Origin of the sequence: Parabacteroides goldsteinii, from assembly GCF_020091425.1 — a bacterium.
Lineage (GTDB): Bacteria > Bacteroidota > Bacteroidia > Bacteroidales > Tannerellaceae > Parabacteroides > Parabacteroides goldsteinii.
Map to the genome: position 1 here is coordinate 5,210,128 of NZ_CP081906.1, position 12,776 is coordinate 5,222,903.

Below are 12,776 nucleotides of genomic sequence, written 5' to 3' on the forward strand. Positions count from 1 at the left end.
TTTGTCAATGGTCAAAAAAATGATATTTCCGATAATTCATGAAAGCAGAAAGTATCATGAAAACCACAGAAATCGATATTATCCCTAAATAGCCTTTAGCCTGAAAATAAGACATTTCGATCCAGCCTGAACAATATCCTATAAATAAAAGTAGTGCCGTAAACAGCAAACCATCAACCAAACCTGTATATAGCAGAAACAAACGTTTATTTTTGCCATACAACTTATATTTCCATCCATCCAGATTGATCGCCTCCCTTTTCTCCCATCCTAACAAAAGTCCTAATAAACTCATGACAAATAGCGATACAAAAATAGCTAACCCAATAAATATCGACTTATCATGGATTATTTCCGGATTTTTAAAATAACCATATAGAAAATAACCACAGTATCCCAAACTGATGAGAAGAGCTATTTTCCATTCAAGACTATAACTCCTTTTTATCATTTTCAATTTCATGACCATCCGTTTTAGTTTTCCATTCTCTTCGTATTGACAAAATGCCTGCAGTCAATACGCAAACAGCAGATATTACAGCAGGCCAATCTCCTTTTGATGATGGATCCAGAATCAAATTACTGATACCGCCCCCCATATATATAAGCTCCAGAATCATTATAACACCCCAGACGTACATCGTAGTTGTTACTTTATGTTTTAAAAAGTCGGCTATCTTTATCATCGCTTGAAAATTATGTTATTTTGTTAGTTCAGGTTGACTACCCCAATCACTACATTCGGATAAAATACCTATTCAGGCAGTTTTATGCCATCCGGTATAGTAAATTTATCAGTCGCCACAGCGGAAGTTTCGTCTATCGTTTTCGCAGTTTCAACCATAACGACCATTCCGTTAGAAGATGTTTCGGATTTAAGCACAAGCCCCTTCCAGACCCAGACAGACATCTGAACTGTCTGCCCCATCTGCGTGATTTCCAAACCATACTTTTTACATGGTTTTCCGGCAATATCTTCTTCGCCTGTTTCTTTGATCTTATATTTCTCCACGATTTCAGGAGTTAACTGCAAATAATTGATCGGTTTCTCGGGTAATTTCATTTTCATGGCCGTTTTCATATCCAGATCTATATTGATCGCTGAACTCCCATCCGCAATGGTTCGTATATGTTTTTCCACACCAGCAACTCCACCTGTCTTCATAGTGAGTTCCGTAGATTCTTTCTTCCCATAATCATCCATATACCATGTACATTCAACTTTCTGTCCCATGGCAACCACATCCTTTTTAATAATAGCTGACTTAATCCCATACTTCGCTTCCTGTGCATTCAATACAGTTACTGCAAATAGCAACGAAATTGCAAATAAAATTTTCGTCTTCATAACTTTTCAATATTTATGTTTTTCAATATAGATTTACAATCTAAACTTATAGAATTCAAAGCCTCTATCAGCAAATCCGAGCCTCTTCATCATAAGTAAAATCATCTCTTCCTTTCCGCGAGTATGGTTATGCCGTAAAAGTAATGTATTTCCTGGCACACTATCATACGTCAACCAATGTTTTTCAGCAGGTTTCTTGCTTAAAGATATCCAGATATCATTCTAACTCTAAAGGATTATACTTGTCTGTACACTGAAGTTTACTAGTTCCTCCAATAAGAATAAAATAATGATCATAAATATCTGTCCACAATTTTAGCAACTCTATCCTATCTATATTATCATAATTGCTATAATCATAAGATTCAATTGAAAATTTTTCTTTATCACTATCTATACGTATACACTCATATACAAATTCTTTTTTAACATCATATATCTTTAAAATTATTCCTGGCAATCCTCCAAATTTCCATGGTCCATTACTCTGATTGAACTCTTTACTAAACCAAGCTATATATTGTCTTCCACGAAAAGAACAAACAGCCTTTTGGCATAATCTATTTTTTATATATAATGTATCCTCATATATCTTCCATAAAAAATTCGGAATTTCTTCTGAATACTTATAGTCTGAAACATAAAGCGGCATATGTGCATATTCTGTCAGCATATTATTTTTTAAGTTTTTATAAATTTCCGACCACAAATATTTTCGTGCCAAACTAGGTCTCATAAAATGAGGAGCAACAGATGAATTAGGATTTTTTGATATATAATCAGTAAACAAAGAATCGGCTAAATAAACATTATAACTATAATATTTCGATACATTATCTCCAATTTCCAATATATGTATATCCTCACTTTTAGAAGCATTTACTGTATACCAAATTTTCAAATTCCCAGAATCAACAAAAGATAAAGATCTAATATCCCTTGCTCTACCAGGGAAAAAGCACATTTGAGCATTTGTATTAATAGATATAATAAGAAAAACAAACAACAAAAATTTCATTTTCATAACTTTATCTATCAAAATTAACAATTCACAAACTCTCACCACCAAACCTGACAACCATTCTCATAAGTAAAAATCCTCTCTTCTTTTCCTCGTGTATGGTTATGAAGTAAAAGTAATGTATTTTCGGGTACACCATTATACGTCAACCAATGTTTTTCAGCAGGTTTCTTGCCTAAAGACATCGACATCTAACAAGAAATATAATAGTCCTAATTATATTTGACTAATATGTTTTTATGCTATCATTCTTTATATAGAATATTCGTTGATTAAATATCCGTTCCGGTATTGTAAACCATAATAAGGCATTATCAGGCACCTGATCATATATTTGAGTTGTATCCGTTGATTCCGTAAATGATATTGGAATAAAACGTTTCTCTACAATGTCCCAATAAAACAATGTATGATTTATATCAGCTTTCCTTTTTTCCAACACACACATCTTTCTGTGTTGCAACTGTGGAATAAACTTATGTATTTCACCTTGTACATTTACATAAAAAGGAGCTGTTATATATCTTAATTCTTTTCCTTCAGGACAATCAGCTATTATAAATATATTATCTCCAACTACATTATCGAAAGTACATACATCGTTTGAACAACAGCCTATTGCGAGTGGTTTCCATTCATAATAGTTATATATGCACAAATACACCTGATCAGATTGTTCATAACGGATATTATCATCCTCATTAATCGAAACTTTTATATTAACCGTCTTATCCAGATATTCATTCGTTACATCATATAACAATGGACTTTTAAGAAAAGTATTATACTTGTCATCTTCTATGTTCTTATTATAATTTACCGGATCAAAACGAAAACGATAAACTTTGGCAGGTCTTCTGTGGCGTACCTCAGAAAATAATTTAGCATGTACATCAGGCTGGTCCTCTCCCGGACCAAAACTATAAAATCGTCCCTCATCAAGGACTGTACACCAACTATGTCCTAAATCCATTTTCGGCCAAATTGTAAAATCCACTGCTATAGGAATACCTACAGCCCGCATAATGAATGTTCCTAAATTACAAATTCCATCACATTGACTGAGACCTGTACAATAAGTTTCTTCAATAGTAGGATAAAAAGGAAGTCCGGTATCCTGGTATCTTATAACCGTTTTCAAATGTTCATTCAAAAGAGTACAGGCTTCGAGCGGTGTAGTTACTTTTGCTGAATCAAGTATGGAAATAAACCGTTCCATTATCTCTTTCCGAAGAAATGATACCTTTTCTGTTTGTGTCCTATATGGCAATATATATCGACAAAAATCACTAAATGAGACATTCCTGGCCCAAGGTTTTTGCCAAACAGAAAACGCTAATTCAATATTGTTGACAAGAAAAGCACTGTCAAGAGCAGTTATATCAAATAATTTGTATTGTTCAATCCGATAACCGCATTGGATTAATGAATCACAATGCTGCTTTACTTGATCTTTACCTGAAAACAGAGTTAAATTCGGTCTATACTTCTTCCCTTCAGGAGAAACATAATGCTCTTCCTTCGAATAGTGAAAAGGCATATTCTTAATTAAATAACAGGCAGCTTTCAATTTTAGTGAATCATTTTTATAGTGGTTTAATACAGCTTCCAGCTCTATTCGATTACTTCCGGATAGTTCCAAAGCTTGCTCCAGTTCCTTGTCCCCAGAATGAGAGCAAGACAACAAACAAAAGAAAATAAAACATATATAATACTTTTTCATAAAATCTCGTATTATTTATTTCACAGATATAATATTACCCTTATCAGTTTTTCACTTAATATTTTTTAGAAAACGGTTCCAACGCATCTTTCCTGTATCCTGATTAACTGATTTCCATATAATCCAAGCCTTCCCAACAATGAACTTTTCAGGAACCAATCCCCAAAAACGGGAATCAACCGACCCTAGGCAATTGTCTCCTCCCATGAAATAGTAGTTATTCTTAAAACGATAATCTTTCATGGGACAATCACCTAAATAAACTTTGCCATCTTTATATAGCAAACTGTCCTTTTGTTCCCATTCAATTAGTCTCTTATAAAGCAGATAATTTGTTCTATTCATTGAAAGTATATCTCCCTTTTGGGGTATGTACATCGGGCCAAAATCTCTGATATTCCAATGAAGGATACTGTCATGTGGAAGAGTATAAAATTGTTCTTTGGGTATTCTGTCAATATCAAAAGTGATAATTCTTTTCTGAGACTCAATATTTCCAACCAGAATATCACTATTGTTAATCTGATAAATTCCATCTTGGATAGTAAGTGTATCGCCTGGCAGGGCTATGCAACGCTTAATATAGTATTTTAAGATATGCATTTCTATTTTGTTCCACTGATCCCATTCAGAATAGGGATAATTAAATACCAATACATCATTTCTCTTCATACTTCTAATACCAGGAACTCTATATATTTCAACCTGTTCTCCTTTCATTGAAGCTAGTATATTAAATAGCCTGGGACCGATTATCGGTTTCAAAACCCATACAAGATCGCCTTTAATCAATTCAGGAGCCATTGAATCACTGGGTATCCTAAAAGAAGCGATTAAAAACACCTGAACTAAAACATACAACAGTCCAACCAGTGACAAACCCAAAACACAATTGATTGTTCTGTTTATCCAATGTCGTATCTGATTATTTTTTTTCATGCATTACAAGTCGGTAATATTTCCTTGAATATTTATTACGATCGGCTTATCAAAATTACCGCTAATCCTTACTACCTTACTTAAAAATCCGGTTTCATTGGGTATTATCTTGAGCTTGACTACTATATTGTTTCCGGGATTAACCGGTTGTTTATCGAATGAAGTAGTTATACAACCGCAACTGGTATTGACATCAAAAATCACCAACGGGTTATTTCCTGTATTCCTTATTTTTACAAAAACATCTTTTATATCAGTCTTATCGAATGTACCTAAGTCAAAAATTGTCTGTTCTGTATTTACTGTTGTTTTGATTGAATTGTTGAACGCTTTTTTCCCTGCAATTTTTTCCATGTACAAATCTCTGGTCTCTAAATCGAGAATAGGATTTCCTGCCACAATAACATGATTATTTTCATCTAACAGAAATGAGACATCGGATGAAAACTTGTTGAGTTTATTAAGGAGATCATCAGAATCTACACAAACCGGATAGTCGAAGTTCTCACTTTGAATCAAATATCTCATTTCTTCGATATCTTTTGGATAAATGAAAAAAAGGAAAGGTATGGTATCACTTGTTGCAGACCCAACCGAAATCATAAACTCTTTCCATCTATTTAACTGCAATTTACATCCCATACATTCAGTTGTATCGGCATAGATCAGAATTTTCATGTTGAACTTCGAATAATCAAAAATAGTTGTATCCGTTAATAAACGGGTAAAAACTGATTTTTCAGGGAAAAGAATTTCTTTTCCGTACCATCTATCAAGAACAGCATCCACAGTTTTCTTATTCTGTTGTTTACAAGCAACAAAAAGAGATAACCCTAAAATAATTATTGTCAATCTGTGTATTTTCATCATTTCCTTATTACTCTAAACTCACACTTGCCCGTACCTAACAACCCTGCCCCATCTACACCTTCCGCTACACAGGTGAATCCGGTATTTATGTCGGAACAGTAGAAAGAGATAGTAACTTCACCCTTCTCATCGGTAGCAACGGAAGGCACCCATAGCAGGGTGTTACGGGCATCTGGAACAGACAATTGCATATCGACTTCATCCGGCTGGTAAAACTCTCGCGCGGCATAATAGCCTTTAGTGCGCCAAAGGTTATTCATACGTAATAATTCTTCTTCGGAATAAATCGCTCCCCGGTAAACAACCTTTTGATAATCTAACGGTTTAAAGCACCAACCTCCACGCGCATTACAAGGGAAATATTCAGCTTTCATTATATTATAAACTTTGCCTATAACAGGAGCTGACCTAGGCTCTCCATTATCAGTCGGACATGGGCAATAGCGAGGGTCATGATGATGTGTATAGCCTTCTTTATAATTTTCCAGCCACCCATCGGCACATACCCATGGACCTAAATCTTTCTGAGCCAAACTATCCAATCGCCCCATAAATTTATCCCGAAAAGGCTTTCGTCCTTTTCCCGTTATGGTTATCTCATCTAACAGGATTGTGCTATCCAGACTTACAACAGGATGAGTAAAAGTGCTTTTTTCCTCATCCTGCAGAAGATCAATTATTGGATAATGATTCTTTCTTTTACTTCTGACTGTATCAATAGCTGAAAACAAATCATCTATTTCAAGTTCCGGTTTGAATTGTTCAGACAACATAGGTTTTAAATACACATAACCGCCTCGAAGCTCTTTCATCATATTTTGATCTACAGTAAACCGTCCGGCAGAATCCGTCCATACAAATAAAGAATTGCCTTCCGGACCGGAGACTTGTATCAGTTGTTCCGATTTTTGATCATTTATATTTTTTTTATTACTCCTTACCGTCTGCTTACCTGTTATCTCGTCTGTTAAAAATATATTTCCTTGATAGGCAGGATTTGCCATGTCCCAAATGTAACGCCGCCATCCCTGCGTCAATAATAACAAATCCAAAGCATCACCCCGGTCTTTATTTTTTTCGTTAAAATAATAAGCCGGATCATATATCTTTCCCCGTATCTGAGATAAAAGATAGCAATGGGTCAAGATATTTACCGGATTGCCAGGATCATTGTATGCCTGATCGCAAATGCTAATGCCCAGATTTGCCCTTACAGGCATGCCTTCTTCATCTGTAACCCGTACTTTCACTGTTGCCTTTTCACGGATAGTGTAACTTTTTTTCTCCGGTTCAAGAACGATATGCAGCTTTTTTTCTGGGTAGACATATACCAGCCTTTCAGCTATTGGTTGCATAGCTTCATTGAAAAGGGTGAATTCTGCTATTCCTTGATAAAAAAAATTATTCAGCGGAATTGTTATTTTAAGACTGTCTTTCAGTACACCTTTCGCCATACAACAAACCATTCCGCGCATTTGTCCGATTAGATAAATCTGCTGATCCGGCAATCCTTCACTCTGGGATACGATGAAGTTCAACCCCTCCTTGTTCTGTTTGGAGAGTAGCAGAACCATGCCTTCAGAATGGATTTCAGGTAAAGAATAACTTTTTCCGTTCTTAAGTTCTATCCGATATTTTTTCCCCTGAAGAGGTGTGAATAATATAGATCCCATTCCGTCATGCGTACTCTTTATTTCACTTAACGGTTTACCGTCCTGACATAGCATACCCTCAATACTCACGGGATTTCCTTTTCCGTCTGTCTCTTTGAAAGCTAGTTTGGAGAAGATACCGGAAACGAGATTTCCACCTTCCGGAAATAACTCAAACCGGAAAGCAGTATCTTTAGGTAGTGCTGAAATTTCGGCATGGGATATATTCTTTACTATTTTAATTTTACGGGAAGAGGTTATCCCGACAGTATCATTCTTATAAAAAGAATATTTTGTATAACCTTCCAGAAAATAGTCGCCTTCCTGTAGCTTTTCATCTACATAAACATGTCCGGAGACAATACCGTTTTCTATCAAATATTTTTCTTTCCAAACAACACTATCCTTAAAATCAATCATTTGCAGATAAAGTGTTTTACTTTTATCTGACAGTCCCATAGTCTGTGCATCTAACTGATAGCCTTTGAACCAAATATCTTCACCAGTTTCATAAATGCCTTTACTGGTTTGAAGATAAATCTGTTCAGAAGGCATTACAGAATATCTTGTTTGTAAACAGTCCATTATAGCATCCATAGATTGCTGTGAACGAACTACAAAGCAAAACGTAAGCATAGTACTCAACAGAATAATATATTTTCTATGTATGGCTGCTATATATTTCATCATTTCTCAATATAAACATTTTTTACTTTTCATTTTTTTCCAGTGTAAAAAAAGCTGCAGATGTGGGAGATTGAAAAGAATAATTTAAAAGTTTGCCACCACTCATTTGTATAATACAAGGATAGATTGCATTATTTGTAGGTAACCTGAAATGATTATCTCTATCTATGTAAATATTGGGATAGTCATTTATTTTTATATTAGTTTTTTGCTGAAAAATTTTCAAAGAAGATATATTTGTCAGTACAAACAAAATATCACTATTCTTTATGTTTTCTTTCATAAAGAACTCACCTTCCTGAATACAACCATGACAACCAAGACCTGGCAATACTATTATCCATTTACATTGAGAAGTAATATTTAGTTGTTTAATAGCATTTGTTAAAAATTCTTTTTCCTTTATATCTGTACTATCTTTACAGGACACTCCAAAAACAATTAAAAGGACTAAGAATATTTTTAAGATATATTTTTTCATAATGCAAATATTTAATACTAAATTACTTTAGGAATAAAAATCTTGAACGTTAGATAATCTTCGTCTATACCTTCACCACTAATATATTCAATGTTCAGCCCTTCAAGTGTAACAAAAGAGTTTGTCCAATTCCATTCTTTTTCTACTCCTATAGTAGTTTCACCCAAATAATTGAAATTTTCATCCATGATAATAATATCCACAGGTTTTTCACCTGTAGACATTCCAATCGCAGCATCTGGCATACCTTGCAGTAGGAAACGATAATACATTTTACGATAAGGGTCATAAAGAATCGCTCCATACATATCTTCCTGCATGTAATTTTCCATTATCAACTCATTGGGAGTACGTCTTTGTTCATGATCAATAGAATGAATAGTATTTGCAAAATTACTTCCCGCATATAACTTTGTTAAGTTCTCTGATTTGAAATCATAAAAAAACAAATCATGTGATACAGGAAAACTAAAAATCAATTTCTCATCATGAGATAAACAAGGATAAACCATGGTTGCAAATCCTCCTTCCCAATTGTAATTACAGCCATATAATGCCTTAGGATATTTATGATGATATTCTATTTGCTTTGTTTTTAAATCAATATAAACTGTAAATAAAAAGTTATCTATATTTTCTGAAGGAATTGCAAAAGGAGCAAAACCAGTCAATATCAATCTCCCCTGTCTTTCTATAAAGGGATTTATAGTACTGAGAGAATATTGAGGATAATATAAAGCCCAATTATTATCAGTACTGTTTTTCAATGATATTCTGTCCCTAACAAACCCTGAACTATCAGTTAATGCGACTTCTATTTTCATCATATCATAAACAAAGATTGAATCCATATTCTTTATATAATAACCTATTGGATGAAGTATTCCATTAGCACCTTCATTATCATAGTGGATACTTTTAATATATGTCGAACTTAAATAGTCATAAATATATATTGATTTATTATATGAATTGAAAAATGTAAACAGTTCAGTACCAGACTCATCTTTAAACATCTGTGTATAAACCGGTCTCGGAGCTGTTTCTGAATCTAGTTGAAATTTTTTTTCTTCTATCGTTACTAATTGATAGTTTGCCTTTAATTTCCCCTTTCCTGCATTTTTGATATTTGCTATATCATGAGAACAAGAAACAAGAATAAAAATAAAACAAACATAATACCATTTCTTGTACATAAATATGTATTGTTAAATTATCCGAATGTAATTAATATACAGGGGTTGACTAAAAAATGAGTTTATTATCTAATACCCTTTCGATAGATTCTTAGCAGGATAAAATCTAATATTCCAATTTTCAGCCAACCCTTATTAAAATACGTGTATATTGTCAAAAACAGCCATTTAGATTTTTAATCTTTATACACATTTGTAATAAGATTAATTGTCAATCGTTTTTGACTTTTCTTTCACGTTTCACGAATCAGGGCATTGAATAAAAATCGCAATTCTGATCTTCCGGGAAAGGATTCAAGGCACATCTTGTACCGGACCAATTGCAACGCCCATTCTTTACAGTTGGCGGAGGGCACTCAGCATTTGCATCAGAGGCATACGCCAAATCAGCAAGTGTTACATCTTGTGAAGCTTTATCCGTATTAACGGATGCGTTCACGAACATTGCCACTGCAAAGACAGCGGCAGCACCAAGTAATTTTACTTTTGCGTTCATTTTGTTTGTTATTTAAATATTAATACTTCAACGAAGAATCAATGTACCAATTAATCGACACACCTCAACCTCGCTCCTTATGTTTCTTTAAAATATTTTTCATTTCTGTTTGAATCTCACGAACAGCAGTCGATTCAATCTTCACCTCTTTATCCAACAATTCTTTTGCGACAGTAATAGCTTTCTCACTCTGATTCGTCTCATCATACAGTTTCGCCAACAAATACTTTGGATAAAATCGGCTTGGATTCATATACCATGCTTTTAAATATGCTCGTTCTGCATCTTCTATCCTTCCTAATATTTTGTAATTATCACCTAAAGCCGTATAAACAATGATATTAGGGTAGAATGAAACAGCTTGATTCAAAACTTCCACAGCTTGTTTGTGCTCACCTGCCATAGTCAATGTTTTTCCATAATGAGTCAAAAAATCACCGTTATATCGTAACAACGGCCATGCCTTTGTACTTGCATTCATACTTGCTGTATAGTCTTTTAGTTGGGTAAATTGATAAGCTGAATTCCAATTTTTACATGCAATATAATAAGCGGGCAGGCTGGTACAACCAATAAAAATTACTCCTACCGCAAAGATTGCTAATATTGGTTTGAAAACATATTCATCCTTTTGCGGAAACCCAACCTTCTTCTTCTCCGTACAATCTGCAATATATGCTAAATAACAAACCAAACCGGTTTTGATTGGTAAAATTTGTGCAGGATATGAGAAAAAAGCAAAAACAATAATTCCAGTTATACCGGCTTTCGCAATCCATAATTCATTATTAAACAAATTGCTTGTAGCTGCACATATACAAACTAAAACTCCTGCCATAAAGAATAAACCTATTACCCCATTCTCTACAGCATGTTGAATAAATTCATTAAAACAATAGTTGGTATCTCCGGCAACCATCGCTTCAGAAGAGTTTAGCGTGTTTTTAAAATAATCAGCCTGTTCATCCTTGTAAAAAGTTTTGAAACGATCAAACCCTACACCAATCAACGGATGCTGCATGAAAAGACCAGATGAAACCTTCCAAATCAATAAACGTCCGTTTGCCGACTTATCATTCGGTTTCATGAGTCCAATAAAACATACTCCAACCAAAACAAATAAAGAAAGTAATAACACGTTACGTTTTATTGAAGTACCGGTTCTAAATAATTGAATTATAGAATATCGCTTGACTAGTAACACCATAGATGACAAGGCAATTGACAACCAAGCCGCACGTGAATCAGCAGCAACTAATGTCAGTAAAACCAATGAAACTCCGACCCATAAAATTATTAGATTACCTGTCTCCCCTAAAGGTAAAAGATATTTCTTATTAAAAAGGAGGCCACCGATCATTATTGGAAAAACACTTGCAAGATAACCACCAAATGGTCCGGGATTAAAAAAACTTCCCGTCATTTTAAATAATGAATGATTAGATGGCGTGTATCCCCACAATTGCAAGTTTCCATAAACAGATTGAATAATGCAGCCTAAAACCATCGCAATTAAAATAATTCCAAATTTTGATGGTTCAATCTGTCGCAATAAAATATATAGAACTACCAATCCACTTAACTCTAAAAGCCTGTTTGAAAGAGGGATATGCTGAAACCAGCCATTTATGAGTATGTATGCTATCCATAAAAACAATATTCCATCTATATAACTAAAAGAGACACAGAAAGATGATTTCGTAATAAACTTTAATGCAATTAAAATACCACCTATTAAAACCACGTACAAGAAAAAAAACATCTTTCCACTCATCGTCCCTTGTATTAGCTCATTTGAACTAACAGAAGGCAACAGGCAAAACAATATGACCAAGAGTGCTATTATTGCCCAATCATACCATTGTTTATTATTTGTCTTTCTGAGTGTTAACATGTTTTTCAAAAGTATTTTTAATACAATCCCTAAATGAGACAGTGATTTTCTTCAATTGATATATAACAGATTTATAATATGGTAAATTCACCAAACAAACAAACACCAGTCGCATCAGTAAAATAAACCGTGTATACTCCCGACTCTTCTCCACTTAAGTCAATATCAACCGAAGAAGTTTGAGGAGAAATAACTTGTTGATGAACCTGTCTGCCATCCGAACTGACAATAGAAATATTGACACCTCTCAATAATATAAGAAAATCAACGTGGATTACATTATTATCCAGATTAACCGTGAGACAAGAGGGATCCAAGCGGATGGAACGTACTCCACCTGAATTTTTCTTTGCATTCTGAAGTTTTACCGCATCTGCTTTCACAAAAAAAGTCGTGCTACAAATCATTGCAAGGGTTAGCATGATACTAATCATTCTTGTTTTCATAACTATTATCGTTTAAAATGACA

General features: G+C 34.1%; 13 protein-coding genes. All 13 read right to left on the reverse strand.

Features of this window, described 5'->3' with window-relative positions; genetic code table 11:
• Positions 1–4 precede the first annotated feature (4 nt).
• The 13 genes from K6V26_RS21865 to K6V26_RS21925 all read right to left on the reverse strand — a co-directional run bounded on the left by K6V26_RS21865 (position 5) and on the right by K6V26_RS21925 (position 12,753).
• A complete protein-coding gene (locus tag K6V26_RS21865; RefSeq protein WP_224263847.1) occupies positions 5–463 on the reverse strand; it encodes a hypothetical protein in 459 nt (152 codons plus the stop codon).
• Complete coding sequence (locus K6V26_RS21870; RefSeq protein ID WP_224263848.1) at positions 432–686, reverse strand: hypothetical protein; 255 nt, start codon at positions 684–686, stop codon at positions 432–434. Before K6V26_RS21870 ends, K6V26_RS21865 begins: the two co-directional genes overlap by 32 nt.
• Before the next feature lie 68 nt (positions 687–754).
• Positions 755–1,348: a DUF4412 domain-containing protein gene (locus tag K6V26_RS21875; RefSeq protein WP_224263849.1), complete on the reverse strand. Its 594-nt coding sequence runs from the start codon at positions 1,346–1,348 to the stop codon at positions 755–757.
• 217 nt (positions 1,349–1,565) lie between these two features.
• Positions 1,566–2,372 carry a GLPGLI family protein gene (locus K6V26_RS21880; RefSeq protein WP_224263850.1) on the reverse strand — a complete coding sequence of 269 codons (807 nt, stop codon included), beginning with the start codon at positions 2,370–2,372 and terminating at the stop codon, positions 1,566–1,568.
• Positions 2,373–2,595: 223 nt separating this feature from the next.
• A complete protein-coding gene (locus tag K6V26_RS21885; RefSeq protein ID WP_224263851.1) occupies positions 2,596–4,092 on the reverse strand; it encodes a transglutaminase-like domain-containing protein in 1,497 nt (498 codons plus the stop codon).
• Positions 4,093–4,143: 51 nt separating this feature from the next.
• On the reverse strand, positions 4,144–5,031 hold the full coding sequence (lepB, locus tag K6V26_RS21890; RefSeq protein ID WP_224263852.1) for a signal peptidase I: 888 nt from the start codon (positions 5,029–5,031) through the stop codon (positions 4,144–4,146).
• Positions 5,032–5,034: 3 nt separating this feature from the next.
• On the reverse strand, positions 5,035–5,901 hold the full coding sequence (locus K6V26_RS21895; protein ID WP_224263853.1) for a DUF1573 domain-containing protein: 867 nt from the start codon (positions 5,899–5,901) through the stop codon (positions 5,035–5,037).
• The gene (locus tag K6V26_RS21900; RefSeq protein ID WP_224263854.1) at positions 5,898–8,108 is read right to left on the reverse strand and encodes a hypothetical protein; all 2,211 of its coding nucleotides are present in this window, start codon (positions 8,106–8,108) and stop codon (positions 5,898–5,900) included. The genes K6V26_RS21895 and K6V26_RS21900 overlap by 4 nt, the downstream gene beginning before the upstream one ends.
• A 154-nt stretch (positions 8,109–8,262) precedes the next feature.
• On the reverse strand, positions 8,263–8,721 hold the full coding sequence (locus K6V26_RS21905; RefSeq protein ID WP_224263855.1) for a hypothetical protein: 459 nt from the start codon (positions 8,719–8,721) through the stop codon (positions 8,263–8,265).
• 17 nt (positions 8,722–8,738) lie between these two features.
• Positions 8,739–9,917: a DUF4221 family protein gene (locus K6V26_RS21910; RefSeq protein ID WP_224263856.1), complete on the reverse strand. Its 1,179-nt coding sequence runs from the start codon at positions 9,915–9,917 to the stop codon at positions 8,739–8,741.
• A 247-nt stretch (positions 9,918–10,164) separates the two neighbouring features.
• Positions 10,165–10,413, reverse strand: a complete 249-nt coding sequence (locus K6V26_RS21915; RefSeq protein WP_224263857.1) for a hypothetical protein — start codon at positions 10,411–10,413, stop codon at positions 10,165–10,167.
• A 64-nt stretch (positions 10,414–10,477) separates the two neighbouring features.
• On the reverse strand, positions 10,478–12,307 hold the full coding sequence (locus K6V26_RS21920; protein ID WP_224263858.1) for an O-antigen ligase family protein: 1,830 nt from the start codon (positions 12,305–12,307) through the stop codon (positions 10,478–10,480).
• A gap of 71 nt (positions 12,308–12,378) precedes the next feature.
• Complete coding sequence (locus K6V26_RS21925; RefSeq protein ID WP_224263859.1) at positions 12,379–12,753, reverse strand: DUF3244 domain-containing protein; 375 nt, start codon at positions 12,751–12,753, stop codon at positions 12,379–12,381.
• Between the last annotated feature and the right edge of the window lie 23 nt (positions 12,754–12,776).

Coding starts and splice junctions, on each gene's coding strand:
- K6V26_RS21920 (WP_224263858.1), bottom strand. CDS start 12,307: ATGTTAACACTCAGAAAGACAAATAATAAACAATGGTATGATTGGGCA.
- K6V26_RS21900 (WP_224263854.1), bottom strand. CDS start 8,108: ATGCCTTCTGAACAGATTTATCTTCAAACCAGTAAAGGCATTTATGAA.
- K6V26_RS21880 (WP_224263850.1), bottom strand. CDS start 2,372: ATGAAAATGAAATTTTTGTTGTTTGTTTTTCTTATTATATCTATTAAT.
- K6V26_RS21910 (WP_224263856.1), bottom strand. CDS start 9,917: ATGTACAAGAAATGGTATTATGTTTGTTTTATTTTTATTCTTGTTTCT.
- K6V26_RS21875 (WP_224263849.1), bottom strand. CDS start 1,348: ATGAAGACGAAAATTTTATTTGCAATTTCGTTGCTATTTGCAGTAACT.
- K6V26_RS21865 (WP_224263847.1), bottom strand. CDS start 463: ATGAAATTGAAAATGATAAAAAGGAGTTATAGTCTTGAATGGAAAATA.
- lepB (WP_224263852.1), bottom strand. CDS start 5,031: ATGAAAAAAAATAATCAGATACGACATTGGATAAACAGAACAATCAAT.
- K6V26_RS21870 (WP_224263848.1), bottom strand. CDS start 686: ATGATAAAGATAGCCGACTTTTTAAAACATAAAGTAACAACTACGATG.
- K6V26_RS21895 (WP_224263853.1), bottom strand. CDS start 5,901: ATGATGAAAATACACAGATTGACAATAATTATTTTAGGGTTATCTCTT.
- K6V26_RS21885 (WP_224263851.1), bottom strand. CDS start 4,092: ATGAAAAAGTATTATATATGTTTTATTTTCTTTTGTTTGTTGTCTTGC.
- K6V26_RS21905 (WP_224263855.1), bottom strand. CDS start 8,721: ATGAAAAAATATATCTTAAAAATATTCTTAGTCCTTTTAATTGTTTTT.
- K6V26_RS21915 (WP_224263857.1), bottom strand. CDS start 10,413: ATGAACGCAAAAGTAAAATTACTTGGTGCTGCCGCTGTCTTTGCAGTG.
- K6V26_RS21925 (WP_224263859.1), bottom strand. CDS start 12,753: ATGAAAACAAGAATGATTAGTATCATGCTAACCCTTGCAATGATTTGT.